Genomic DNA, 23,572 nt, shown 5'->3' with positions numbered 1-23,572 from the left:
CCTACTCCATCCGGATCACGGGGCGCACCCGCTCACGACAGCCGCCGATCAGACGGATGCGGCCGCGACCAGCTGCGCAGCACGATCCCGGGCCCACCGATCGGCGGCGAAGACCTCTTCCACAGTACCTGGCGTCCGGCGCCACTGATCTGCCTCGCCGAGCACCTCCTCGATGACCTCGACGATGCGCGGGAACCGGATCGCACCTGCGAAGAACCCTGCTGCGGCGGCCTCGTTGGCGGCGTTGTAGACGGCCGTCAGACTGCCTCCCGCCGCACCGGCGCGGCGGGCCAGGTCGATCGCCGGGAACACCGCGTCGTCGACGGGCTCGAACGTCCACGACGACGCCGTCGAGAAGTCGCAGGCCGTCGACGATCCGGGCACCCGGTCCGGCCATCCCAGGGCCAGGGCGATGGGCAGCTTCATCGACGGCGGTGAGGCCTTCGCCACCGTCGCCCCGTCGACGAAGGTCACCATCGAGTGCACGATCGACTGCGGATGGACGGTGACGTCGATGCGGTCGTAGTCCACGTCGAACAGCAGGTGCGCCTCGATGACCTCGAGGGCCTTGTTGACCAGGGTCGCGGAGTTGAGCGTGATCATCGGGCCCATCGACCACGTGGGATGTCGGCCGGCCTGCTCGGGGGTGACGTCCTCGAGTTGCGCACGGGTCCATCCACGGAACGGGCCACCCGACGCGGTGAGGACCAGTCGATCCACCTCGGCGGCCGTGCCCGCGCGCAGACACTGTGCGATCGCAGAATGCTCGGAGTCGACCGGGACGATCTGCCCCGGCGCGGCGGCGTCGAGGACCAGTGCCCCGCCGGCGACGAGGGATTCCTTGTTGGCCAGCGCGAGCCGAGCACCCGATCGGAGTGCGGCGAGGCTGGGCGCCAGACCGATCGAGCCGACGACGGCGTTGAGGATCACATCGACCCCGGTGTCCGCGGCGACGGCGTCGACCAGATCGCACATGGCGTCCGGTCCACCCAGGACCCGGCCGCCGAGACGTTCGCCGAGTTCCTGCGCCCGCGTGGCGTCGGCGACGGCGATCCGCGAGGCCGGCACGCCGAACGCGGCGGCCTGATCGGCGAGCAGATCGGGATTCGACCCGCCGGCACCCAGACCGGCGACCTCGAAACGATCCGGATGCTCGGCGATCACCTCGAGAGCCTGGACGCCGATGGAACCAGTGGAGCCGAGGATCAGCACGCGTGTGGGCACGCACCCATTCTGGACCATCCTCGTCGACGAACCGCCGCCGCCGGTGACACCGGACCGACCTGCGGGCAGGAGGTGCCGCTATGCTGCTCGGAGAACTACTACCGATCGTCAGACATCTGACGTCCGCGCTGTGAGGAGTGGCTGTGGCAAGCACCGATGTGGAGCACACTGTGGGGCACGGCGATGGGGGGCATGGCGAAGTCGAGGTCATCGACACCGGCTGGCGCCGCGAGCCCGCCGATGCCCCGTCCGCCCGGTTCGGCTGGCACGGAGCAGCGACCAAGACCTTCTACGGTGCGGCCATCTTCTTCGCACTGTTCCTGCTCGCGATGATCATCGGCAACCACACCGGGCACATCGAGGACCTGTATCTCATCGCCTTCGCCGCGGGCACGATCTTCCTCGTGGTGCGCGGCTGGTGGATGAACCGCGGAAAGTGGTCCTGACCAGCCAGATCGCCTCGTCTACGACGAACGCCGAGCGGTGATCCGCTCGGCGTTCGTCGTATCTGCCTCTCAACACGCCCCGGGTCGGCGCCTCGGTGTCAGCGCTCTTCGGCCGCCAGCTGACCACACGCGGCGGCGATCTCCTGCCCGCGCGTGTCGCGAACGGTGCACGAGACTCCCTGCTCACGGACCCGGCGGACGAACTCGCGTTCGACCGGTTTGGGACTGGCGTCCCATTCCGAGCCCGGCGTCGGGTTCAGCGGGATGAGATTCACATGAACGAGTGACCCAAGGGCCCGGTGCAGCTTCTCCCCCAGCAGGTCGGCCCGCCAGGGCTGGTCGTTGACGTCCCGGATGAGTGCGTACTCGATGGAGACGCGCCGTCCGGTGGTGTCGGCGTAGTAGCGGGCCGCCTCGAGCACCTCGACGACCGACCACCGGTTGTTGACCGGGACGAGGGTGTCGCGCAGTTCGTCGTCGGGCGTGTGGAGGGAGACGGCGAGCGTCACCGCGAGCCCCTCGTCGGCGAGACGGCGGATCGACGGCGCGAGACCGACGGTCGACACGGTCACCGAGCGCGCGGAGATCCCGAGGCCCTCCGGCGCCGGCGAAGTGATCTGCCGGACGGCGCTGACCACGCGCTTGTAGTTGGCCAGCGGCTCACCCATACCCATGAACACGACATTCGACAGGCGCCCGGGCTCGCCGAGTTCCCCGTCGCGCAGCGCGCGGGCCGCGGCCCGCACCTGATCGACGATCTCGGCGGTCGACAGGTTGCGGTCCAGTCCGCCCTGCCCGGTGGCACAGAACGGGCAGGCCATGCCGCAGCCCGCCTGGCTGGAGATGCACAGCGTGTTGCGATCGGTGTAGCGCATGAGGACGCTCTCGAGGAGCGTGCCGTCGTGCAGGCGCCAGAGCGTCTTGCGGGTGGAGTCGTCGTCGCAGGAGATGTGCCGGACCGGGGTGAGTAGCTGCGGGAAGAGCTTGTCCCGCACCGATTCGCGCGACGCCGCCGGCAGATCCGTCATCTCGTCGACGTCACCGTTGAGGCGCGCATAGTACTGGCGGGCCAGTTGATCGGCCCGGAACTTCGGCAGCCCCAGGTCGGCCAGCGCCGCGACGCGACCGGCGGGGTCGAGGTCGGCGAAGTGTGTCGGCGGCCGCCCACGCTTGGGCGCGTCGAACACAAGTGGCAATGAGGTCATTTCGCCATTGTCGCATGTCATGATGAAGTGATGACGACACCCGAGGACCGACGGCACACGGGTTCGGTACCGGCGTGGGGCGAACAGCCCGCCGGGTCACCGCCACCGGCGACCGGTCACGCGCACACCCCGGAGCAGCACGCCCCTGACCCGGACCATCGCGATCGTCTCCGCCGCACGGTCGCCGACGTGGAGCACACGCGGACGCGCGCCACCTGGTTCGGCGTGGTGATCGGCGCGATCATCCTGGTCCTGTTGCTCGTCTTCATCGTGCAGAACCTCCAGTCGCAGACCATCGACTTGCTGTTCTGGGAGGTCAACCTGCCCCTCGGGGTCAGCCTGCTGATCGCGGCCATCGCCGGTGCACTGGTCGTCGCGCTCGTGGGCGGCCTGCGGATGCTTCAACTGCGGCGCGCGCTGAAGAAGGCAGCCAAGTAGCGTCCGGCGGCGCGGTGGCGCGTGCTCAGAGCAGCGCGGTGAGCACGACCCACACCACGAACGCCGACGGCAGCAGGCTGTCGAGCCGATCCATGATGCCACCGTGGCCAGGCAGCAGCGTGCCCATGTCCTTGATCCCGAGATCGCGCTTCACCTGGGATTCGACGAGATCGCCGAGGGTCGCGCAGACCACCAGGACCGGTCCCAGGATGATGCCGATCCACCAGTGGCTCTCGAGCAGGAACACCACGCAGCCGACGGCACCGACAGTGCCGACGAGGAGCGAGCCCACCATGCCTTCCCAGGACTTCTTCGGACTGATCGCCGGCGCCATCGGGTGCTTGCCGAACATCACGCCCGCGGCATAGCCGCCGACGTCGGAGCACACCACGACGACCATCAGCGTGGCCACTCTGGCAGCCCCGTCGTCCTGTACCACCAGGTGGGCGCCGAATGACGCGAGCAGCGGCAACCACGCCAGCACGAACACGGTGACGGCGAGGTCGCGGAGGTAGTTGACCGGCGCCTTGTCGATGCCCTGCCCGAGGAGCTTCCACACCATCGACACCAGGGCCGTCGCCACGAAGGCGACGAGGGCTCCGGTCGGACCCCAGGGCCAGCTCGCCCAGATGATGGCCTGGCCGCCGATGAGCAGTGGCCAGAGGGCGACGTCGTAGCCGCCGGTGCGGAGACGTTTGATGACCTCCCAGGTGGCGACCGCGAACGCGACCGCCACGAGGCCGTACCAGACCTTCGGGACGAAGATCAGGATCGCGATGATGCTGATGCCGAGTGTGCCGCCGACCGCGATCGCGGCCGGCAGGTCGCGGCCGGCGCGCGACTTCTTCTCACCGCCCCGTTGCGGAACCTCGTTCACACCTCGAGCAATTCGTCTTCTTTGTGCTTGACCAAGTCGTCGATCTGGTGCACGTAGGTCGCCGTGGTCTTGTCCAGTTCCTTTTCGGCGCGCGACACCTCGTCCTCGCCGGCCTCGCCGTCCTTCTGGATGCGCTTGAGTTCGTCGGCAGCCTTGCGGCGCACGTTGCGGATCGCGACCTTCGCGTCCTCACCCTTGCCCTTGGCCTGCTTGACCAGATCGCGGCGACGCTCCTCGGTGAGCTGCGGGACGGCGACGCGGATGATCGTGCCGTCGTTGGTCGGATTGACCCCGAGGTCGGAGTTGCGGATCGCGGTCTCGATGTCGCGCAGCGTCGACGCCTCATACGGCTTGATCACGACGAGTCGCGGTTCGGGCGTGTTGATGCTCGCGACCTGGGTCACGGGGGTCATCGAGCCGTAGTACTCGATGTTGACCTTGTTGAACATGGCCGGGTTCGCCCGCCCGGTGCGGATGGAGCCCATGTCCTCCTTGGCGACGTTGACCGCCTTCTCCATCTTCTCCTCGGCGTCGAGCAACGCGTCGTCGATCATCTTCGTCCTTGTTCCGTTCGGTCGGTGTTCTCGTCGATCTCGGGGTCAGGCGCCGGTTCAGGTGCTGACCAGGGTGCCGATGCGGTCGCCTGCGACCGCACGGGCGATATTGCCCTGCTGGAGCAAATTGAACACCAAGATCGGCATCTTGTTGTCCATACACAGGCTGAAGGCCGTCGCGTCGGCGACCTTGAGCTCCTTGTCGAGCACCTCGCGGTGGGTGATCTCGGTGAAGAGGGTGGCGTCGGGGTTGGTGCGCGGGTCGGCGTCGTACACGCCGTCGACCGCCTTGGCCATCAGGACCACCTCGGCCTTGATCTCCAGCGCACGCTGGGCCGCGGTGGTGTCGGTGGAGAAGTACGGCATCCCCATGCCGGCGCCGAAGATGACGACGCGGCCCTTCTCCAGGTGCCGCTGGGCACGCAGCGGGAGATACGGCTCGGCGACCTGCCCCATCGTGATGGCGGTCTGCACCCGGGTCGAGATCCCGCGCTTCTCCAGGAAGTCCTGCAGCGCAAGGCAATTCATGACCGTGCCGAGCATGCCCATGTAGTCCGAGCGGCTTCGGTCGAGCCCTCGTTGCTGGAGCTCGGCGCCGCGGAAGAAGTTGCCGCCGCCGATCACGACGGCGACCTGGACACCGGAATTGACGACGTCGGCGATCTGGTCGGCGACGGTACCCACGACGTCGGGGTCGAGCCCGACTTCGCCGCCACCGAACATCTCGCCGCCCAACTTCAGCAAGACCCTACGGAATCCATCCCGCCGGATGGGGTCGGACGCTTCACTCATCGGCTTCCTCACTCGTCGGTTCGGTGAACTATCGTACGTCGTCACCGGAACCGACCCGCGATACGCGTCGTGCGCGCCGCGCGAGGGTGCCCTGGGGATTCAGCCGCGCAGGGCCGCCTCGAACTGCGGCCAGGCACGATGCAGTTCGTCCTGCCAGTACGGCCACGCATGGGTACCGCCCTCGTAGAGGTGGAACGTCGCCGGCACACCGATCTCGCGCATCCGGCGCTGGAGGTTCCTCGTGCACTGCGCCGTGGCGGTCTCGATCACCGCCCCGACCGCGATCTGGTCGAACAGCTTGGAGCCGTTGCCCTCGATGCCGGGGCCGTCGAGGGTGTCGTACCGGCCCGGCATCCCGGATCCGTTCGAGACGTAGATCGACGTGCCCCGGAACGCCTCGGCATGCAGGTACGGATCGTTGGCACGCCACGCGGGATCGTCGGGAGGTCCCCACATGTTCAGGGTGTTCGCACCGCCGCGGCCCTCGACGACCATCCGGACGACGGCCTGGCCGAGCGGATCGCTGGTCTGGGCGCAGCCACTGAACGAGCCGATCGCCTGAAAGACCGACGGCGCGTGCAGGGCCAGCTGGAACACCGACGTGCCCGCCATCGAGATCCCGGCGATCGCGTTGCGCCCGGCGCCGTCGAAGCGCTCGTCGATCGTTGCCGGCAACTCCTCGGTGAGGAAGGTCGCCCACTTCTGCCGCCCCAGCACGGGGTCGGACCGCTGCCAGTCGGTGAAGTAGCTCGCCGCGCCGCCCATCGGGACGACGACGTTGACGTTCTCGTCGGCGAAGAAGGTCCGGATGTCGGTCCGGTCGAACCAACTGCTCCCACCTTCGCCGCCGGCCGCGCCGTTGAGGAGGTAGAGCGTCGGGGCGGGCCCCTGTCCGCGGGCCGGCCACACCTTGACCGGGACCACCCGACGCATCGCCACCGACCGGACGGCGACCTCGATCTCACCCCCGCGCTGTACCGTCTCGCCGACGATGCGAGCGGGCGCGGGTGTCGCGGCGGCGGGCGCCGCCAGTCCGAGTGTCGCAGCGAGCAGCGCGATCACGAGGGTCGCGGTCCGCACCGTCGTGTGCAGGTTCCCCGGTCGGTCACCGTTGGCAGACCCGTCGTCCATACCCCTCGCCTTCATTCGGGTGCGACCGCCGTCACACGCGCAACCCCGGCAGTGTGCCCGACGCACCGCCCGATGTCCACATGGGTCAATCGTCCAGCACCGCAACGGCATTCGATGAGACAGAGAGACAGGGACTGATACAACGTCTCATCGCACCACGGTTGTCCCGTTTCCCCGGCCGTCGAGGTTACCGTGCGGTAGGGTGCGTCCCGGTCGGCCGCTCCACCGTCGGGGACACCTCGGACATCTCTGGTGCGTCGGTCGCCGGATCCACTTTCCCGCAGGCGAATCGAGGAGCACACATGATGAAGTTCGGCCTCATCGAGGAATGGGAGCCCCGTCCCGGTCACCTGACCAGCTGGGTGGCCTCCCTCGCTTCGGTGACGAATGCCGATCGGGCTCCTGTGCATCCCTCCCCACCGTCCCACCAGCAGGAGGAGTACCTGCGTGTGGCGTGGCGCAACGAGTCCGCGGGTTTCCGTTTCGCGCGGCTCTGCCTGATGGCGTTCGACGTCTCGGCCCCACTCGACGTGTCCGCCATGACGAGCGCGGTCAACGAGTTCGTGCGGCGCCACGACAGTTTCCGGTCGTGGTTCTCGATGGAGGACGACGGTTCGATCCTCCGCCATCTCGTGCCCCCGGAGGTCGTCGAACTCATCCCGGTCGTATACGGAGACCGCGACGCCCCGCAGCTGCGGACGCACGTGCAGGACGAGACCTCGGGGCCGTTCAACTGGGACTGCTTCACCTTCGGAGCCATCGAGTGGGAGGGCGGGTTCACCCTCTACGCCGCGGCCGACCATCTCAACACCGACGGGATCTCCCAGGCCATCACCTGCGTGGACCTGTTGACCCTCTACATGAATGCGGCCTTCGGCGGCGACGCCGAGCTGCCCCCGGTCGGCAGCTACCTCGACTACTGCGCGCGCGAACGCGCCGTGTCGCGTCAGTTGACACGTCGTTCACCGCACGTCCAGCGCTGGATCGACCTGGTGCAGGCCAACGGCGGACGACTACCCGGTTTCCCGTTGCCGCTCGGCACCGGCGCGCAGACCTACACGCGCAGCGCGATCGTGAACTCGACCCTGTTCGACGAGCCCACCGCCGCGCGCTTCGAGCAGATCTGTCGCGATCTGGGCGCCAACATGATTGCCGGGATCATGACGGCGGCCGCCCTCGTGTACGCCGAATTCACCGGTCGAAGTGAGTATTTCGGGATGACGCCGAAGAGCACGAGATCGGGCACCGCGGAGTTGAAGTCGGTGGGCTGGTTCACGAGCCTGATCCCCGTTCCTCTCACCGTCGACGACGACACCACGTTCCGCTCCCTGGCGCCGGAGGCTGCGCGCAGCTACGAGTCCGGAAAAGAATTGACCGACATCTCGTTTCACCGGGTTCTCGAACTCGTGGAACCCGCCGACGAGATCGCGGTCCGATCCGGCTGGGCGGTGCCGATGGTGTCCTACATCGACGTCCGCAAACTACCCGGTGTCGAGATCTTCGAAGCCGGGAACGGGTGCCTCTTCGGCAATCGCGGTAGCAGCGAGGAGGTGTACATGTGGGTCAATCGGTTCTCCGGCCAGACCTCGATCACGTTGCTGTACCCCGACACCGAGATCGCGCGGGAGTCCGTCACGCACTACGTCGAACGATTCGTCGCGGTGATGGCCGCGGTCGCCGACCTGGGTGACTACCGACCCTCGCTGCCGGCCCTCGCACCGTGACCGCCGGCCCCGCGGCGGGCCGGGAGACGACGGGCGCTCTGCGCGATCGTCCGGGGGCCTGGGCGGCTCTCGCGGGATGCCTGCTCGGGGTGTTCATGCAGATGCTGGACACCACCATCGTCAACATCGCTCTGCCCGATCTCGCCCGGGATCTCGGCGCGTCGACGTCGCAGCAACTCCTGGTGCTGACGGTGTACACCCTGTCGTTCGCGTGCACCCTGCTGACCGCAGCGACACTGGGGGCGCGTGTCGGACGCCGGCGGATGTTCGTGGTCGGGATGGTGGCCTTCACCGTGACGTCGGTGCTGTGCGGTGTGGCGACCGGTCCTGCTGAACTCATCGCCTGTCGCGGAATACAGGGCGTGAGTGCGGCGCTCATGTCCGCGCAGACCCTGGCTCTCATCGCGGCCCTGTTCGACAAGAGGCGTCACGGACTGGTCTTCGGCGTCTACGGGGCCGTCGCCGGTATCGCCGCCATCCTCGGTCCGGTGATCGGCGGCTTCCTCGTCGACGCCGACGTTCTCGGATGGGGCTGGCGCGCGATCTTCTTCGTCAACGTCCCGCTCGGCCTGCTCTCGTGCCTGCTCGCCCACCGCCGCCTACCCGACGCGCGCGAGCCGACGCCGGGACGCGTGGACGTCCCGGGCGTGCTGCTGTCGGCGACGGCGCTGTTCCTGCTGCTGTACCCGCTGGCCCTCGGACGCGAGTTGGGGTGGCCCCCGATCCTGTGGGCGATGATCGGGACGGCCGGAATCCTGTTGACGCTGTTCGCTGTTCACGAGGTGCGCGTCGACGCCCGCGGTGGCACTCCCCTGTTACGACCACGGCTGTTCGCCTCGCGCCGCTTCGCGGTCGGGCTTCTCCTGTCGCTCCTGTTCTTCAGCGTGTTCGCCGGGTTCTTCTTCACCGTGTCGATCTCGGCTCAGTTCGGACTCGGCTACTCGGCATTCCGGACCGGGATGCTGGCCCTGCCCTTCGCGATCGGCGCCGCGGTCGGCTCACTCGCCTCACCACGCGTGGTCGCCCGCGTCACCGCACCGCACACCCTGATGGCCGGATCCGTCGCCGTCGGAGCCGGATTCGTCTGGCTCGCGATGATCATCGAACCGGCTGCGGAGACCCTGCCGGTGCCCGGCATCCTCGGTCCCCTCGTACTCGGCGGTCTGGGGACGGGTGTGTTCATCGCACCGCTGCAGGCCGTGATCCTGTCCGACACGACCGAAGCCACGGTGGGCACGGCAACCGGGACGATCCCCACCGTTCAGCAGATCGGCGCCTCGATCGGGCTGGCGGTCGTCACCCTCTTCTTCTTCGGTCAGGTGGCCGGCCAGACAAGCGAGACGGTTCCGGCGGTGAGAGCCGAACTCGTTGCGTCGCTGTCGGAGTCACCGGTTCGCCCGGTGCTGCACGGGGCGGTCGCCGATCGTTTCGCATCCTGCGCGAGCGATCAGCTGCGGTCCGCACATCCGGAGCGACCGGCGCCCGCCTGCGCGGGCGGACCGACCTCGCCGGCGGTCGCCGCGGTCGCCGCGCAGGCACGGCCCTCGACTCAGGATGCGGCCCGGTCGGTGACCGCTCGGACCTTCCTGGCCGCGCTGAGGACGACCTTGATGATGCTGGGTCTCGTCGCCGTGGCGATCGGGGCACTCGCCGCCGCTCTGCGGACGCGACGGACCCCATGAACGCACATCGCCCCGTCTCCTCGACGGAGACGGGGCGATGTGGAACGCGTTCGATCAGGCCTGGCCGACCTCGAACCGGGTGAATGCCTTGACGGTCACACCGGCGTCGTCGAGCAGGGCCTTGACGGACTTCTTCGAGTCCTGGACCGAGGCCTGGTCAAGCAGCACGACGTCCTTGTAGAAGCCGTTGACGCGACCTTCGACGATCTTGGGCAGGGCCTGCTCGGGCTTGCCCTCCTCCTTGGCCGTCTGCTCGGCGATACGACGCTCGTTCTCGACGACGTCCGCGGGGACCTCGTCGCGGGTGGCGTAGCGCGCCTTGAGCGCGGCCACCTGCATCGCGGCGCCGCGAGCGGCCTCCTCGGCGGCCTCGCCCTCACCGGTGTAGGACACCAGCACGCCGACGCCCGGAGGCAGGTCCGACGCGCGCTTGTGCAGGTACACGGCAACGGGACCGTCGTAGTAGGCCACGCGCCGGAGCTCGAGCTTCTCGCCGATCTTGGCCGAGAGAGCCGCCACGGCCTCGTCCACGGTGCCGTCGCCGAGCGGAGCCTTCTTCAGCTCGTCGAGGTCGTTGGTCTTCGCCGCGGCCGCCGCGTTCACGATGTCGTCGGCGAGCTGCTGGAACTCACCGTTCTTCGCGACGAAGTCGGTCTCGGAGTTGATCTCGATGAGCGCGCCGCCCTTGGCCGCGACCAGGCCCTCGGCCGTGGAGCGCTCGGCGCGCTTGCCCACGTCCTTGGCGCCCTTGATACGCAGCTCTTCGACGGCCTTGTCGAAATCGCCGTCGTTGTTGGCCAGCGCGTTCTTGCAGTCGAGCATTCCAGAGCCGGTGAGCTCACGGAGACGCTTCACATCAGCTGCGGTGTAGTTCGCCATCGTCGGCGAGCCTCCTTAGAGAAAGTGTTGGGACCGGACTGCGAGCAGTCGGGACTACTGAGCAGCCGGGGCGTCGGTCGCGGCGGCGTCGCCGGCCGGTGCCGCAGCCTGGGTCAGCAGTTCCTGCTCCCACTCTGCCAGCGGTTCGCCACTGCCGGCCTCGGGCTTGGCGTCGCCACTGGCGGCGCCGGCACGGGCCTGGACGCCCTCGGCCACGGCCGAGGCCACGACGCGGGTGAGCAGTGCTGCGCTGCGGATGGCGTCGTCGTTGCCCGGGATCGGGTAGTCGACGAGGTCGGGATCGCAGTTGGTGTCCAGGATCGCGATGACCGGGATGTTCAGCTTGCGCGCCTCGCCGACGGCGATGTGCTCCTTGTTGGTGTCGACGACCCACACGGCCGACGGAACCTTGGCCATGTCGCGGATACCGCCGAGGGTGCGCTCGAGCTTGTTCTTCTCACGCGTGAGCATGAGGATTTCCTTCTTGGTGCGTCCCTCGAAACCGCCGGTCTGCTCCATGGTCTCGAGCTCCTTCAGGCGCTGCAGGCGCTTATGGACGGTCGAGAAGTTGGTGAGCATGCCACCGAGCCAGCGCTGGTTGACGTACGGCATGCCGACACGGGTCGCCTCCGCGGCGATCGATTCCTGTGCCTGCTTCTTGGTGCCGACGAAGAGGATGGTGCCGCCGTGGGCGACGGTCTCCTTGACGAACTCGTACGCCTTGTCGATGTAGGTCAGCGTCTGCTGCAAATCGATGATGTAGATGCCGTTGCGGTCGGTGAAGATGAATCGCTTCATCTTCGGGTTCCAACGGCGGGTCTGGTGCCCGAAGTGTGCGCCGCTGTCCAGCAGCTGCTTCATGGTCACGACAGCCATGATCGTCCTTTTCTCGCAGTTGTCGTCGGTACCGTCGGTACCGACCCTGGCGCCTGCGGCCGAGTGCCACCCGAGACGGCATGGGCCGTTCCGGGACTGCTCACTTGGCGTGTGTTTCTCGACTGTGCTGGTCAGGGCGTCGAAGCCCGGAGCGTCACAGACCTGAGTGCAGGCGCGCGAAGTCACCTCATCAACGAGCGATGAGGTGCGTGGGAGAGTTTACGCCGCGGCGGATGGAACACCAAAACGCCTTCGCCCACGTCGGAGACGGTTGTGGTGATGCCGTCGGCGGTCGAATCGGCATCGACCGCGCGCCCGGCGGATCCCATCCGGCTCCCGCCGCGTCCAATCAGCGTGCCATCCCGATTACCGCGTGTCCTCGCCGCGCTCCTGCCGACCGTCCTCAGCGTCGTCGGTCCGGTCCCGACCGCCGCGTCCGTCGGTGTGTACGCGGCGCCGTTGTCGCCCCGGCCCACCGTGGTGACCGCCTACGACGAGCCCGAGAAGCGATGGCAGCCCGGCCACCGGGGCGTCGACCTCGCGGCCGGGCCCGGCCAGACCGTCCGCGCGGCGGGCGCCGGTCGCGTGCGCTTTGCGGGAACGGTCGCCGGCCGGCCGGTGGTCTCGGTGTCCCATCCCGACGGCGTGACCACGACGTACGAGCCGGTGGAGGCGAGTGTCGACGCGGGTGATCACGTCTCACGAGGTGAGGTCATCGGGACCGTGATGACAGGTCATCCGGGATGCCCGGTGCCCGCCTGCCTGCACTGGGGCGCCCGACGCGGTAGCGGCCGTGCGGCGGACTACCTGGACCCGCTCGGCCTGCTCGGGGCCGTGCGCGTCCGACTCAAACCGGTCGACTGACGGCGGTCACGCTCGCGGGTGCGCCTGTCGATGGACGGCCCGCAGACGTTCGACGCTCACATGCGTGTAGATCTGCGTCGTGGCGAGCGACGAGTGTCCGAGCAGTTCCTGGACGACGCGCAGGTCGGCACCACCCTCGAGCAGATGAGTGGCGGCGCTGTGCCGGAGTCCGTGTGGCCCGGTCGCCGGGCCTCCGCTCGCCTCGACCGCGCGTGACACGACCGAGCGCGCCATCCGCTGGTCGAGCCGTCCCCCGCGGGCACCCAGCAGCAAGGCTGGTCCGGACGCGTCGGTCACCAGGGCCGGGCGTCCGGAACGCAGCCAGGCGTCGATCGCGCGGGCGGCGGGCTCTCCGTAGGGGACCGACCGTTCCTTGTCGCCTTTGCCGATCACCCGCACCACCCGTCGCCCGGCGTCGACGTCGCCGACGTCCAGCCCGCACAACTCCCCCACTCGAACTCCGCTGGCGTACAACAACTCCAGGATGACCCGATCCCGCAGGGCGATCGGGTCGTCGGGGGCACGATCCACTCCGGTGGCCGCGATCGCGGCTTCTGCCTGGGCGGGGGCCAGTACGGCGGGCAGGGTCCGGTGCGCCTTGGGAGCCTTCAACCGCTGTGACGGGTCGGCCGCCAGGTAGCCCTCGCGGACCGCCCACGCGCAGAACGTCTTCGCCGCGGAGACCTGCCGGGCCACGGTCGTGCGCGCGGCGCCGCGCCGGGTCAGTTCCGCGAGCCAGGCCCGCAGCAGCGGGAGATCGATGTCGGCCACCGCGATTCCGCGGGCACCGGCGAACGAGACGAGGGCGCGAGCCCCACCGACATAGGCGCGGATCGTGTGCTCGCTGCGCCCTTTCTCCAGGCGCAGGTGATCGGCGAAGTCGTCGAGCATGGTCACGACCTCACCGCGTCGGACACCCGAGTGCAACCGCACACGCGGCGTTGTGGCCGAATCGGTGCGGTGTCCGGTCGGTGGGCCTCAGCCCTGGGCGCCGACGGCCTCCTCCTCGGCCCGCAGGTCGGCTTTCCACTGTCGGAAGCCCTCCTCGGTCCGGCCGCGCCGCCAGTACCCGGAGATCGAGGCGTTGGCCGCACTCACGCCGCGTTCCTTGCGGATGTAGGCCCGCAGGTTGTGCATGACCGCTTGCGCCTCGCCGTGGATGAACACGTGCGGTTCGCCCTCGAGCCATTCCGTCGCGCGCACGGCCGCGATCAGCGGGGCGTTGTCACCGGCGAGCGAATCGTCGACGTCCGCCGCGGGTCCGCCGCGGTGCACCCACGAGACCTGTGCCCCGGCGGGTGCGTCCAGGTCGAGTTCGTCGTCGGGGCCGGCGACCTCGATGAAGACCTTGGCGACGGCGTCGGCGGGAAGGGCTTCGAGTGCGGCGGCCACCGCGGGGAGACCCGCCTCGTCGCACGCCATGAGATGCCAGGGGGCATCGGATCGCGGACGGTAGCCACTACCCGGCCCGATGAAACGGATCGTCTCGCCTGGCTCCACCGAGGCCGCCCAGGGGCCGGCGATGCCCTCGGTGCCGTGCACGACGAAGTCGACGACGAGCTCGCGGGCCTCCGCGTCGACCCGGCGCACCGTGTAGGTACGCAAGACGGGTTGCCGCTCGGGCGCCTCGTTCGTACGGATCTCCTGGAGATCGAACGGTTCGGGATAGCTGACACCCGGCGGTGCGAAGACGAACTTCACATACATGTCGGTGTCGGGTTCCCCGGACTTGCCCAGAGCCGGTCGGAAGTCGTCGAACCCCTCCCCGCCCAGGTAAAGGCGTACGAAATGCGGGCTGATCCGCTCTCTTCGTAGCACCGTCATCGTGTTCACGCGTTTCGCCATCGAACCTCCCTTTCGGGTCAACCCTACGCCTACGAGATTAGGCCACCCTTAGCTTTAGAGCGGCGAACCACCCATCCGCGGTTGTAAGGTTTTCTATCGATCAAGCGATGTGAATTTGAGACTTTGCCATTCCTAAAGTCAGACGTCGCGAGACCCGACCAGAGGTGACTCCATGCCGGATCAGCCCGTGGACCAGTCCACCCCGCGCCGCGGCTCGCGGCTCAGTGTGGAGGACTGGCTGGAGGCCGCGACCCAGATCCTGGTCGACGACGGGATCGACGCCCTCAAGATCTCGCGCCTCAGTGCGCGCCTCGGTGTGACCAAGGGCAGCTTCTACTGGCACTTCACCGACATCGGGGCGCTGAAGACCGCGCTCGCCGAACACTGCCGACGGGCACAGTCGGCGGCGGCCGACCGGATCGAGGCACTGGAAGCCCTACCACCGGTCGAACGGGTCGAGGGGATGGCGCGCCTGCTGTCGGACCCTCGCCGCTGGGCGATGGAGTCCGCCCTGCGCCGCTGGGCCCAGACGGACGAGTCGATCGCGAACTCCGTCGATGCACTCGACTGCCGGATCTTCTCGATCGCGATCTCGGCCATGCGCGAACTCGGGTTCTCGGAGGCCGAGGCGCACGCACGCGCGACGACGCTCCTGTACGCGGGAATCGGTTATGTCCACGCTCATGGCCGTCTGAACGAGGCGACGGTCGAGGATCTGCATGTCATCATCGACGTCCTCACCCGCCGCTGAGGTCACGCCAGCCGCCATCGTCCGTCCACGTTCTGCACGTACCCCTTGATGTCGAGGTGCGCGAGCGCCGCGCGGACGGTTCCGATGTCGAGGCCGGCGGCGAACGCGATCTCGTCGATCCCCACTCCACCCCGGCCGGGAATGGCGTCGTGGACCCGTAGTTGCTCGGCGTCGAGCGCGTCGGTCGGTTTCGCGCGGCCGCGGCCGATGTCGCCCCCACCGTCGGGTCGTACCAGGTTGATCACCGACGCGACGTCGGACACCAGTACGGCGAGCTCGTCGGCGATCATCCGGTGACATCCGACCGAGGTCGCCGAGGTGACGGGACCTGGAACGGCTCCCAGCGGCCGGCCGAGCTTGCGCGCCCAGGCGGCGGTGTTCGCCGCGCCGGACCGTCGCCCTGCCTCGACCACGACGGTCGCGCCGCTCATCGCGGCGACCAATCGGTTCCGGGTGAGGAACCGATGTTTCGCCGCTGTCGTCCCGGGCGGGTACTCGCTGATCACCGCGCCCGTGCGCGCGATCGCGGTCAGCAGCGACGAGTGTGACGCCGGGTAGTCGCGGTCGATGCCACACGCCATCACCGCCGCGGTCACCCCGCCCGCCGCGACGACCGCGCGGTGAGCGGCGCCGTCGATGCCGAACGCCCCGCCGGACAGCACTGCGAAACCCTGGGCCGACAACCCCGAAGCGAGCGTCTGCGTGACGTGTTCGCCATACGACGACGCGGCACGGGACCCGATCAACGCGATCGACGCTGCGGCGAGGTCGTCGAGCCGGGCCGGACCGCGCACCCACAGGGCCAGCGGTTCGCCTCCGCGCGCGGCCGTGTCCGCCTGCCCCAGCGCCAGCAACGACCAGGCCGGCCACTCCGGATCGGCACGGGTCACCAGGCGCGCACCGACCCGCTCGGCGGCGTCCAGATCGTCGACCGCACAGTCTGATTCGCTCCGAGCCGCGGTGGCGGCGAGCACCGTCTCGTGGCCGCCGGGCACGGTGCGCCGACGGATCGCCGCAGCCGCCTCGACCGGACCGATGTCGTCGACGAGCGCGATGACCGCGGCGCACGGCGGTTCGGCAACCCGCGCCAGATAGGCCCAGGCGATGGATTCCGGCGACCGGGGTTCCGACGGATGGGCGGGGATCACCAGGTCGCTCCTCGGTCTCGGTACAGAAGCGCTTGTGCGACATCGTCTTCGACGGGACGCCCGGACCCGCTCAGATCGCTTAGGGTCCATGCCAGCCGCAGAGCGCGATCGGCACCGCGGGCCGTCACGCGGCCGTCTCGGAGGAACAGTTCGATGGGCCGCAGCACGTCGGGCGGCAGCCGGAACCGCTGCCGCAGCGCGGACCCGGGAACCTCGGCATTGGTGCGCCACCCGAATTCCGACCAACGCTCGATCGCAGTGGCACGCGCCGCGGTGACGCGGGCCCGGACGTCGGCACTCGACTCCCCGACACCGCTCATCAGCGCGGTGTTGCCCGGTGGGTCCATCCGCACGCGGATGTCCACACGGTCCAGCAGCGGTCCGGACAACTTGCCCAGATAGCGCCGCCGCACGACGGCCGTGCAGACGCAGTCGACGTCGTGGGCGGGCGCGCACGGACACGGGTTCGCCGCGAGGATCAGCTGAAAGCGCGCGGGATAGACCGCCATGCCGTCACGCCGGGGCACCCGGACCTCGCCGTCCTCGAGGGGTTCCCGCAGGGATTCGAGCGACTTGACACTCATCTCGGCGCACTCGTCGAGGAACAGCACTCCTCGATGCGCCTTGGACGCCGCGCCCGGCCGGGCGAATCCGGTACCGCCACCGAGCAGGGCTGTGATCGATGAGCTGTGGTGCGGGGCGACGAACGGCGGTTCGGTGATCAGCGGACGTCCGGGCGACAGCTCCCCCACCAGCGAATGGATCGCCGTCACCTCCAACGAGTCCTCGAGACCCAGCGGCGGCAGAATGCCCGGCAACCGCCGCGCGAGCATCGTCTTGCCGATCCCCGGCGATCCGGTCATCAGGACGTGATGAGCTCCCGCGGCGGCGATCTCGAGCGCATGCCGGGCCTCGTGCTGCCCGACCACGTCGGCCATGTCGGGGACCGGCGGCGCCTGCGTCGTCGCCGCCGCATGCACCGTGTCGAGCACGTGGTCACCGGCCAGCCACTGCGTCACCTCTTTCAGACTGCTCGCTCCACCGACGTCCATCCCCTCGACGAGCGCCGCCTCGGCAACGGTCTCGATCGGCACCACCGCCCGTCGATACCCCTCCTGCCGCGCCGCGATCACCGCCGGCAACACCCCGCGGATCGGCCGCACGGTGCCGTCCAGACCGAGCTCGCCCAGAAAAACCGTCGACGACAACTTCTCCGCCGACACCTGTTGCGTGGCAGCCAGAATGGACACGGCCATCGACAGATCGAACCCCGGACCGATCTTCGGCATATCGGCCGGCGACAACGCCACCGTCACCTTCAACTCGGGAAAACTGAACCCGGAGTTCTTGATCGCAGCCCGCACCCGGTCCCGCGCCTCCCGAACCGACGAATCCGGATTACCCGTCACCGCGAACCCCGGCAGACCCGAACTCACACTCGCCTGCACGTCGACGACCTGCGCGACAAAGGCATTGAGCCCCACCGCCTGTGTTTGCCCCAACATGGGCACAGTCTCACCGGAAACACACGTGGCGGGTGGCGCCGAACCACTCACACAGTCGATCTGTGGATGACCTCGCGGTTGTGCACGTCCTATACGAGCGCAGGTCGGCTCGTAACGTCAGTCGCGCCAAGCTACGTATCGGCGACCTTCCGATCTCCCACGAACACTTTCAACGTCCTCCCGTCGTCCTGGTAGCTCAACTCCGCCGACACGTCGTACTTCACGTAGGCGCGACCCTCACCACCGGTGGTGTGATCGATGACCTCGAAACGGGTGACAGTGCTCGAAGAGAGCGCAGATCGCGAGTCCTTCGGCGTAGCCGAGAGCCATTCCCTGAACTGGTCGGCTTCCTCCCACGCCACGCAGACACCGCAACGCGATGACCTGTTTTCAGTCTCGAGCTCCGGGAAATCTTCCAGGTCGGTGGTTTCGCAGCGCTCGCCCCACATGTCGGTGACGTACTGCTCGAACAATGAAAGCGCGTGTGCGCTGTGTGCGTCCATCTGTCCCTCCGGACGACGAAGAGATTCAGAGTCCTCCCAGTGACAAGGGTTGTCCAGTGATTTGCCATCGCCCATTCCGGCCACGCGTCGATCGACTCAGACCCAACAGCCCCACACCCGTGAGCGCCGTCGCTACGTGCATGAGGGACCCACTCCGTCCATGGAGGGCCCCGGACTACGCTCGACGACCGATGGACGACGGAACTTTCGACGATGCGTTCGTCGGCGATCTCGACCGACTACTCCGATGGCGTCGCGACGTCCGTCGCTTCCGCCGCGAACCACTTGAACCCCACGTGCTACCCGAGATCCTCGACGCTGCCGAACTGGCTCCGTCCGTGGGCAACAGCCAGCCGTGGCGCTGGGTCGAGGTGCGTTCCGCCGCAGCCCGGCAAACGGTGCGCGACAGCTTCACTCGCTGCAATGCCGACGCGCTGGACGGTTATACGGGCGAACAAGCACGGCTGTATTCGTCGCTCAAGCTCGCCGGTCTCGACGACGCTCCCGTCCACCTCGCCGTGTTCTGCGAGCCCGGTGTCGAGCAGGGCCGGGGACTCGGCCGACAGACAGTGCCCGAGACGCTGGAGTATTCGGTCGTCACCGCGATCTCCACACTCTGGCTGGCTGCGCGGGCCCGAGGCGTCGGGGTGGGGTGGGTGTCCATCATCGAACCCGAGGAGGTTTCCGAGGCACTTGCCGTACCGCCGGCCTGGAAGCTGGTCGCCTACCTGTGTATCGGCTACCCCGCGCACGACTCGGAGACACCGGAACTCGAACGAGTCGGCTGGCAGTCACGGACGTCCGCCGGGGAACGCTTCTTCGTGCGCTGACACCAGATCGTGACCCCGCGGAGCGCGCGATCCGCATGCAACTCAAGTAACAATAGTCACGTCAATCACTTCTGTCACAAGAGTAACTGGAGGACGCGCGTGTCGAGCCGTCTCACCACGAGTGTCCGACTGGCCCTCGCCGGGGTCATCGCCTTCAGCGGCACCGCGGTCGCGCTGACGACCGGTGCCGGTGTCGCGCACGCCGCGCCGTGCGGCAACGCGAGCACGGGCTCGAGCTTCCTGGGCTTCGGGTCCAGCGGTTCCAGCGGCTCGAGTGGCTCCAGCGGGTCGGAGGGCTCGTCGGGCAGCTCGAGCATCCCGAACCCGGGACCGCAGCGGCCGTTGATCCCCTATGTCGGTTCCAAATCACGCACCGTCGGATGGGTGACGGGCCCGCTCAGCGCCAACCGCACATTCAGCCGGTTCGGTATCGGCGGCACCGATCTCGGCGTCTCCTGGGACAACGGCCGCGGCCAGACGCTGATGGCCTTCGGAGACACCTTCGGCAACTGCAACGCGCCGGGACAGCAATGGCGGCACAACGTGCTGCTCCGCACCGACGACGACAACCTCGCCAACGGACTCTCCGTCCCGGCCGGTCGCGAAGGCGACGTGACGTCGGGTTCGGTGATCGCGCCCGGCCAACCGAACTACGCGCAGGAACTGATCCCGTCGCTCGGCATCTCCAATGTCGAGGTCACCACGATCCCGACGGCGGCCATCTCTCTCCCGCACGGCGACGGCTTCCGCCAGTACGTCAACTACATGTCGGTGCGCTCGTGGGGTTCGCCGGGCAACTGGGTCACCAACTTCTCGGCGATCGCCCATTCCGACGACAACGGCCAGACCTGGGTCACCGACCAGGACACGATCCTCATCAATGCTCCGGTCTCACTCCGACTGCCCGGCGAGTTCCGTCCGATCGAGTTCAACAACGGCAAGTTCCAGCAGAACGCCTACGTCCGCGGCCGGCCCGGGACACCCGAAGCCGAGTACGTCTACCAGTTCGGCACCCCGAACGGACGATTCGGCGCCGCCTTCCTCGCGCGGTTCAAACCCACGGACATCCTCGACCTCGACGCGTACGAGTACTGGGCCGGGAAGAGTCGCGGCTGGGTGGACGACATCGCCGCGATCCCCGACGACGGCTCGGCGGTCGTCGTCCGACAACCGGTCACCGAACTATCGGTCGCCTGGAGCCCGTACCTCGAGAAGTACGTCATGCTCGATGGCGACAACGACATCACGCTGCGCACCGCCGATCATCCCGAAGGTCCGTGGAGTGCGCCGAAGACCATCGTGCCCCGAGGTACGCTCGTCGTCTACGGACCGATGATGCTCCCCAACTCCCCCGCGCTGCAGGGTGATTCGAAGGAGCTCTACTTCAACGCGTCGCGGTGGAGCGATTACAACGTGATGCTGATCCGGACCGATCTGAGCAAGCTGTGACATCCGGGCTCACACGTGCACACCCTGGTGATGCCGCACCTGCGCACGAGCCAGATCGTCGGGAGCGGCCTGGTCGAGGCGCACGCTGACGACGTCGAACCGGATCTGCGACCATCGCCGGTCCTGCGCCGCCAGCCACATACCGGCGAGTCGGCGCATCCGGGCGAGCTTCGTCGGCGTGACCGCCATGACCGGATCGTCGTACGTGCGGCTCGCGCGGGTCTTGACCTCGACGATCACCAGGACCGACCCATCCGCGGCCACCAGATCCAGTTCGCCATAGCGGGTACGCCAATTGCGCTCCAGGACAGTCCAGCCCAGCGATATAGCGTAATCCGCGGCCACGTCCTCACCGAGCCGGCCGATATGACCGCGGCGATCGGGGCGAGGATGGTCGCGCGCTTGTGCACTCATGCCGATCAGATTCGCGCAGAACCGATTTCGTCGACCGTCCGAAAGCGAGCAACGCCCTGATCTGTGAACGATCAGGGCGTTGTCAACAGATTGCGCGTGGTCAGGGCTCGTCGGGCAGGCGGAGTTCCGACTTCTCGAGTTCCTCGATGTTGACGTCCTTGAACGTGATCACGCGGACCTGCTTGACGAACCGCGCCGGGCGGTACATGTCCCACACCCAGGCATCGCTCATGCGGAGTTCGAAGTAGACCTCGCCGTCGGTGTTGCGCGGGATCATCTCGACCGCGTTGGCGAGGTAGAAGCGCCGCTCGGTCTCCACCACGTAGGTGAACTGCCCGACGATGTCCTTGTACTCGCGGTACAGAGAGAGTTCCATCTCGGTTTCGTACTTCTCGAGATCCTCAGCACTCATCCTGTCAGCCTATCCCTGTTGTCGTTTGCGCTGGTGACCACACGTGCCGCGACATTACGGTACGACATGCGGTGTTGTGGTGAGGGGCCGGCGGCGTCGATGCGCGACATGTGCAACGCCGTGCTGTAGCCCTTGTGGATGGCGAAGTCGTACCCGGGCAGGTCGTCGTCCATGGCGACCATGATGCGGTCTCGGGTGACCTTGGCGATGATGCTGGCGGCGGCGATGCACGCGGCCGCCCCGTCTCCCCCGATCACCGGCAGGGACGGCGCCGTCAGTCCCGGCACCGCGAAACCGTCGGACAGCACGTACCCCGGTTTCACGTCGAGGGCGGCCACCGCCCGGCGCATGCCCTCGATGTTCGCGACGTGGATGCCGATGCGATCGATCTCGGCGGCTTCGATGATCACCGCACTCCAGCTCTGCGCGTAGCGCGTCACCGAGCGGTACAGCTCCTCGCGGGTGCGCTCGGTCAGACGTTTCGAGTCGTCGAGGTCGGCGAGGGAGACGAGCTGCGTCGGCTTCAAGACGCAGGCCGCCACGACCAGCGGGCCAGCGCACGCTCCGCGGCCGGCTTCGTCGACCCCCGCCACGGGCCCCAGACCCTGCCGGTGCAAGGCGAATTCGAACGTCCGCAGGCCCGCGGCACGGCGGACGGGTGAGCGGGGTGGCCATCGAGTCGTCACGGCTGTCTCACCCCTGCTGCGGATTGAACGAACCGACACCACCGATCCGCGAGAAGGGGTAGATGATGAACCGGACCTTGCCGCGGATGTCGCTGACCGGGACGGTGCCCTGGTACTGGTCCTCGACGTGGTAGCGCGAGTCCTGCGAGTTCAGTCGATTGTCACCCATGACCCACACGTTGCCCTCGGGCACGGTGATCGGACCGAAGTCCGGCCCGAGACACGGAGGTACCTGGTCACCCGGCCCGGCGACACCGGGCCCGAACGACGCGACCGTCTCCTCTTGGAGCTTCATGTCGATGTAGGGCTCGCGCAGCGGGCGACCGTTGACCTTCACACCGACGCCCTCGTCGTTGCGACATTCCACCGTCTGACCGCCGGTCGCGATGACCCGCTTCACGAGGTTGTTCTCGTCCGGCGGCGCGAACCCGAACCACGACAGCGCATCCTGCGCCTTGTGCATCACCGGGTTCGTCGATCGGGGCGACACCCAGGCGCCGTTCCACGACTCCGACGGGCCCTTGAAGACGACGACGTCGCCGGGTTGCGGATCACCGAACCGGTACGTGAGCTTGTCGATCACGATGCGGTCGTTGGTGCAGCCGTCGCACCCGATGAGGGTGGACTCCATCGACTCCGACGGGATGACGTACTGCCGACCGATGAAGGTCTGCAGCACCCAGGTGAGGAGAAGGACGCACCCCACGATGATGACGACTTCGCGCAGGAGCGAACCCGAGCCGGACTTGCGCTTGCCGCGCTCGTCGGCATCGGATTCGGCCGGGTCGGTCTTCAACCTCCACGGACGCTTGGCGTCGTCGGCGCGGTCGTCGTCGGGGGCATCGTGGGGTCGCTGTGTGTCGGCCACCTCGTCAGGTTAGACGCGTCAGCGCTTTTCCTTGATCTTGGCTGCCTTGCCGCGCAGATCGCGCAGGTAGTAGAGCTTGGCGCGACGGACGTCACCGCGGGTGAGGACGTCGATCTTGGCGATGTTCGGGCTGTGCACCGGGAAGGTGCGCTCGACGCCGACGCCGAAGGACACCTTGCGGACGGTGAAGGTCTCGCGCACGCCGCCGCCCTGACGACGGATGACGACGCCCTTGAACACCTGCACGCGCTCCTTGCTGCCCTCGATGACCTTGACGTGGACGTCGAGGGTGTCACCGGGGCCGAAGTCCGGCACGTCGTCGCGGAGGGACTGCTTGTCGAGGAAGTCGAGCGTGTTCATGTGTCGTGGTCCTTGTCTGGCGGAGAACGTTGAGCAGAGGAACCTGGCGGCCCGTGGGCTCGACCGGTTCGTGCTCCGAGTCGTTGGCGTCGCAGCCGGCGGTCTCGGA

At 68.0% G+C, this 23,572-nt stretch carries 26 protein-coding genes; 8 read left to right on the top strand and 18 right to left on the bottom strand.

Features of this window, described 5'->3' with window-relative positions; genetic code table 11:
* Positions 1 to 48: 48 nt before the first annotated feature.
* Complete coding sequence (dxr, locus tag AS181_RS02895) at positions 49 to 1,224, bottom strand: 1-deoxy-D-xylulose-5-phosphate reductoisomerase (RefSeq protein WP_058250104.1); 1,176 nt, start codon at positions 1,222 to 1,224, stop codon at positions 49 to 51.
* Between the two features lie 143 nt (positions 1,225 to 1,367).
* Between dxr and AS181_RS02890 the strand changes: the two genes are divergently transcribed.
* Positions 1,368 to 1,670 (top strand): DUF2631 domain-containing protein, encoded by a 303-nt coding sequence (locus AS181_RS02890; RefSeq protein WP_058250103.1) that lies wholly within the window; start codon positions 1,368 to 1,370, stop codon positions 1,668 to 1,670.
* A gap of 98 nt (positions 1,671 to 1,768) precedes the next feature.
* Here the strand turns inward: AS181_RS02890 and rlmN are convergent, their stop codons facing one another.
* The gene (gene rlmN / locus AS181_RS02885) at positions 1,769 to 2,875 is read right to left on the bottom strand and encodes a 23S rRNA (adenine(2503)-C(2))-methyltransferase RlmN (RefSeq protein ID WP_058250102.1); all 1,107 of its coding nucleotides are present in this window, start codon (positions 2,873 to 2,875) and stop codon (positions 1,769 to 1,771) included.
* Positions 2,876 to 2,905: 30 nt separating this feature from the next.
* Between rlmN and AS181_RS02880 the strand changes: the two genes are divergently transcribed.
* Entirely contained in the window at positions 2,906 to 3,313 is a 408-nt protein-coding gene (locus tag AS181_RS02880) for a LapA family protein (RefSeq protein ID WP_058250101.1), read from the top strand.
* Positions 3,314 to 3,338: 25 nt separating this feature from the next.
* Here the strand turns inward: AS181_RS02880 and AS181_RS02875 are convergent, their stop codons facing one another.
* The 4 genes from AS181_RS02875 to AS181_RS02860 form a co-directional block, all read right to left on the bottom strand.
* Positions 3,339 to 4,190, bottom strand: a complete 852-nt coding sequence (locus tag AS181_RS02875; protein WP_058250100.1) for a phosphatidate cytidylyltransferase — start codon at positions 4,188 to 4,190, stop codon at positions 3,339 to 3,341.
* Positions 4,187 to 4,744, bottom strand: coding sequence for a ribosome recycling factor (frr, locus tag AS181_RS02870; RefSeq protein WP_058250099.1), 558 nt, complete (start codon positions 4,742 to 4,744; stop codon positions 4,187 to 4,189). The genes AS181_RS02875 and frr overlap by 4 nt, the downstream gene beginning before the upstream one ends.
* 57 nt (positions 4,745 to 4,801) lie before the next feature.
* A complete protein-coding gene (gene pyrH, locus AS181_RS02865; protein WP_058250098.1) occupies positions 4,802 to 5,536 on the bottom strand; it encodes a UMP kinase in 735 nt (244 codons plus the stop codon).
* Between the two features lie 99 nt (positions 5,537 to 5,635).
* Positions 5,636 to 6,667: an alpha/beta hydrolase gene (locus AS181_RS02860; RefSeq protein WP_058250097.1), complete on the bottom strand. Its 1,032-nt coding sequence runs from the start codon at positions 6,665 to 6,667 to the stop codon at positions 5,636 to 5,638.
* Positions 6,668 to 6,747: 80 nt separating this feature from the next.
* On the opposite strand from AS181_RS02860, the gene AS181_RS02855 reads away from it, so the two are divergent.
* Entirely contained in the window at positions 6,748 to 8,391 is a 1,644-nt protein-coding gene (locus AS181_RS02855) for a condensation domain-containing protein (protein ID WP_435082116.1), read from the top strand.
* A gap of 95 nt (positions 8,392 to 8,486) precedes the next feature.
* Complete coding sequence (locus AS181_RS02850; protein WP_082652853.1) at positions 8,487 to 10,073, top strand: MFS transporter; 1,587 nt, start codon at positions 8,487 to 8,489, stop codon at positions 10,071 to 10,073.
* Positions 10,074 to 10,127: 54 nt separating this feature from the next.
* Here AS181_RS02850 and tsf read toward each other — a convergent pair whose 3' ends face one another.
* Both tsf and rpsB read right to left on the bottom strand, forming a co-directional pair.
* Entirely contained in the window at positions 10,128 to 10,952 is an 825-nt protein-coding gene (tsf, locus tag AS181_RS02845; RefSeq protein ID WP_058250094.1) for a translation elongation factor Ts, read from the bottom strand.
* A gap of 54 nt (positions 10,953 to 11,006) precedes the next feature.
* Entirely contained in the window at positions 11,007 to 11,828 is an 822-nt protein-coding gene (gene rpsB / locus AS181_RS02840; protein ID WP_058250093.1) for a 30S ribosomal protein S2, read from the bottom strand.
* 348 nt (positions 11,829 to 12,176) lie between these two features.
* Here rpsB and AS181_RS02835 point away from each other — a divergent pair, with 348 nt between their 5' ends.
* Positions 12,177 to 12,692: a M23 family metallopeptidase gene (locus AS181_RS02835; RefSeq protein ID WP_374100788.1), complete on the top strand. Its 516-nt coding sequence runs from the start codon at positions 12,177 to 12,179 to the stop codon at positions 12,690 to 12,692.
* 6 nt (positions 12,693 to 12,698) lie between these two features.
* Here the strand turns inward: AS181_RS02835 and AS181_RS02830 are convergent, their stop codons facing one another.
* Together AS181_RS02830 and AS181_RS02825 are read right to left on the bottom strand one after the other, a co-directional pair.
* Positions 12,699 to 13,583, bottom strand: coding sequence for a tyrosine recombinase XerC (locus AS181_RS02830; RefSeq protein ID WP_058250297.1), 885 nt, complete (start codon positions 13,581 to 13,583; stop codon positions 12,699 to 12,701).
* Positions 13,584 to 13,670: 87 nt separating this feature from the next.
* Positions 13,671 to 14,537, bottom strand: a complete 867-nt coding sequence (locus tag AS181_RS02825) for a siderophore-interacting protein (RefSeq protein ID WP_058250092.1) — start codon at positions 14,535 to 14,537, stop codon at positions 13,671 to 13,673.
* Positions 14,538 to 14,709: 172 nt separating this feature from the next.
* On the opposite strand from AS181_RS02825, the gene AS181_RS02820 reads away from it, so the two are divergent.
* Positions 14,710 to 15,288 (top strand): TetR/AcrR family transcriptional regulator, encoded by a 579-nt coding sequence (locus AS181_RS02820; RefSeq protein ID WP_058250091.1) that lies wholly within the window; start codon positions 14,710 to 14,712, stop codon positions 15,286 to 15,288.
* A gap of 2 nt (positions 15,289 to 15,290) precedes the next feature.
* On the opposite strand, the gene dprA is transcribed toward AS181_RS02820, so the two are convergent.
* The 3 genes from dprA to AS181_RS02805 all read right to left on the bottom strand — a co-directional run bounded on the left by dprA (position 15,291) and on the right by AS181_RS02805 (position 18,444).
* Positions 15,291 to 16,433, bottom strand: a complete 1,143-nt coding sequence (gene dprA / locus AS181_RS02815; RefSeq protein WP_058250296.1) for a DNA-processing protein DprA — start codon at positions 16,431 to 16,433, stop codon at positions 15,291 to 15,293.
* Complete coding sequence (locus tag AS181_RS02810; protein WP_058250090.1) at positions 16,433 to 17,941, bottom strand: YifB family Mg chelatase-like AAA ATPase; 1,509 nt, start codon at positions 17,939 to 17,941, stop codon at positions 16,433 to 16,435. Before AS181_RS02810 ends, dprA begins: the two co-directional genes overlap by 1 nt.
* 131 nt (positions 17,942 to 18,072) lie before the next feature.
* Positions 18,073 to 18,444: a hypothetical protein gene (locus AS181_RS02805; protein WP_058250089.1), complete on the bottom strand. Its 372-nt coding sequence runs from the start codon at positions 18,442 to 18,444 to the stop codon at positions 18,073 to 18,075.
* Between the two features lie 191 nt (positions 18,445 to 18,635).
* On the opposite strand from AS181_RS02805, the gene bluB reads away from it, so the two are divergent.
* Together bluB and AS181_RS02795 are read left to right on the top strand one after the other, a co-directional pair.
* The gene (gene bluB / locus AS181_RS02800) at positions 18,636 to 19,274 is read left to right on the top strand and encodes a 5,6-dimethylbenzimidazole synthase (RefSeq protein ID WP_058250088.1); all 639 of its coding nucleotides are present in this window, start codon (positions 18,636 to 18,638) and stop codon (positions 19,272 to 19,274) included.
* A gap of 99 nt (positions 19,275 to 19,373) precedes the next feature.
* Positions 19,374 to 20,723 (top strand): DUF4185 domain-containing protein, encoded by a 1,350-nt coding sequence (locus AS181_RS02795; RefSeq protein ID WP_058250087.1) that lies wholly within the window; start codon positions 19,374 to 19,376, stop codon positions 20,721 to 20,723.
* Between the two features lie 9 nt (positions 20,724 to 20,732).
* Here AS181_RS02795 and AS181_RS02790 read toward each other — a convergent pair whose 3' ends face one another.
* The 5 genes from AS181_RS02790 to rplS all read right to left on the bottom strand — a co-directional run bounded on the left by AS181_RS02790 (position 20,733) and on the right by rplS (position 23,463).
* The gene (locus AS181_RS02790; RefSeq protein WP_058250086.1) at positions 20,733 to 21,137 is read right to left on the bottom strand and encodes a YraN family protein; all 405 of its coding nucleotides are present in this window, start codon (positions 21,135 to 21,137) and stop codon (positions 20,733 to 20,735) included.
* Between the two features lie 100 nt (positions 21,138 to 21,237).
* Entirely contained in the window at positions 21,238 to 21,549 is a 312-nt protein-coding gene (locus AS181_RS02785; protein ID WP_004572292.1) for a DUF2469 domain-containing protein, read from the bottom strand.
* Entirely contained in the window at positions 21,546 to 22,235 is a 690-nt protein-coding gene (locus AS181_RS02780; RefSeq protein ID WP_058250085.1) for a ribonuclease HII, read from the bottom strand. Before AS181_RS02780 ends, AS181_RS02785 begins: the two co-directional genes overlap by 4 nt.
* 7 nt (positions 22,236 to 22,242) lie before the next feature.
* Positions 22,243 to 23,103: a signal peptidase I gene (gene lepB / locus AS181_RS02775; RefSeq protein WP_058250084.1), complete on the bottom strand. Its 861-nt coding sequence runs from the start codon at positions 23,101 to 23,103 to the stop codon at positions 22,243 to 22,245.
* A gap of 18 nt (positions 23,104 to 23,121) precedes the next feature.
* Complete coding sequence (gene rplS, locus AS181_RS02770; protein ID WP_004572295.1) at positions 23,122 to 23,463, bottom strand: 50S ribosomal protein L19; 342 nt, start codon at positions 23,461 to 23,463, stop codon at positions 23,122 to 23,124.
* Between the last annotated feature and the right edge of the window lie 109 nt (positions 23,464 to 23,572).

This window comes from Gordonia sp. SGD-V-85 (assembly GCF_001456905.1).
GTDB lineage: Bacteria > Actinomycetota > Actinomycetes > Mycobacteriales > Mycobacteriaceae > Gordonia > Gordonia hongkongensis.
The sequence above is the reverse complement of the archived record's forward strand: the minus strand, read 5'-3'. Positions and strand labels throughout refer to the sequence as shown.

Bases quoted from the DNA above. Each gene is read 5' to 3' on its own strand.
- rlmN (WP_058250102.1), bottom strand. From the start codon at position 2,875: ATGACCTCATTGCCACTTGTGTTCGACGCGCCCAAGCGTGGGCGGCCG.
- AS181_RS02880 (WP_058250101.1), top strand. From the start codon at position 2,906: ATGACGACACCCGAGGACCGACGGCACACGGGTTCGGTACCGGCGTGG.
- frr (WP_058250099.1), bottom strand. From the start codon at position 4,744: ATGATCGACGACGCGTTGCTCGACGCCGAGGAGAAGATGGAGAAGGCG.
- pyrH (WP_058250098.1), bottom strand. From the start codon at position 5,536: ATGAGTGAAGCGTCCGACCCCATCCGGCGGGATGGATTCCGTAGGGTC.
- AS181_RS02860 (WP_058250097.1), bottom strand. From the start codon at position 6,667: ATGGACGACGGGTCTGCCAACGGTGACCGACCGGGGAACCTGCACACG.
- AS181_RS02855 (WP_435082116.1), top strand. From the start codon at position 6,748: ATGGGTCAATCGTCCAGCACCGCAACGGCATTCGATGAGACAGAGAGA.
- AS181_RS02850 (WP_082652853.1), top strand. From the start codon at position 8,487: ATGCAGATGCTGGACACCACCATCGTCAACATCGCTCTGCCCGATCTC.
- tsf (WP_058250094.1), bottom strand. From the start codon at position 10,952: ATGGCGAACTACACCGCAGCTGATGTGAAGCGTCTCCGTGAGCTCACC.
- rpsB (WP_058250093.1), bottom strand. From the start codon at position 11,828: ATGGCTGTCGTGACCATGAAGCAGCTGCTGGACAGCGGCGCACACTTC.
- AS181_RS02830 (WP_058250297.1), bottom strand. From the start codon at position 13,583: ATGCTCGACGACTTCGCCGATCACCTGCGCCTGGAGAAAGGGCGCAGC.
- AS181_RS02825 (WP_058250092.1), bottom strand. From the start codon at position 14,537: ATGGCGAAACGCGTGAACACGATGACGGTGCTACGAAGAGAGCGGATC.
- AS181_RS02820 (WP_058250091.1), top strand. From the start codon at position 14,710: ATGCCGGATCAGCCCGTGGACCAGTCCACCCCGCGCCGCGGCTCGCGG.
- AS181_RS02810 (WP_058250090.1), bottom strand. From the start codon at position 17,941: ATGTTGGGGCAAACACAGGCGGTGGGGCTCAATGCCTTTGTCGCGCAG.
- AS181_RS02805 (WP_058250089.1), bottom strand. From the start codon at position 18,444: ATGGACGCACACAGCGCACACGCGCTTTCATTGTTCGAGCAGTACGTC.
- bluB (WP_058250088.1), top strand. From the start codon at position 18,636: ATGGACGACGGAACTTTCGACGATGCGTTCGTCGGCGATCTCGACCGA.
- AS181_RS02790 (WP_058250086.1), bottom strand. From the start codon at position 21,137: ATGAGTGCACAAGCGCGCGACCATCCTCGCCCCGATCGCCGCGGTCAT.
- AS181_RS02785 (WP_004572292.1), bottom strand. From the start codon at position 21,549: ATGAGTGCTGAGGATCTCGAGAAGTACGAAACCGAGATGGAACTCTCT.
- rplS (WP_004572295.1), bottom strand. From the start codon at position 23,463: ATGAACACGCTCGACTTCCTCGACAAGCAGTCCCTCCGCGACGACGTG.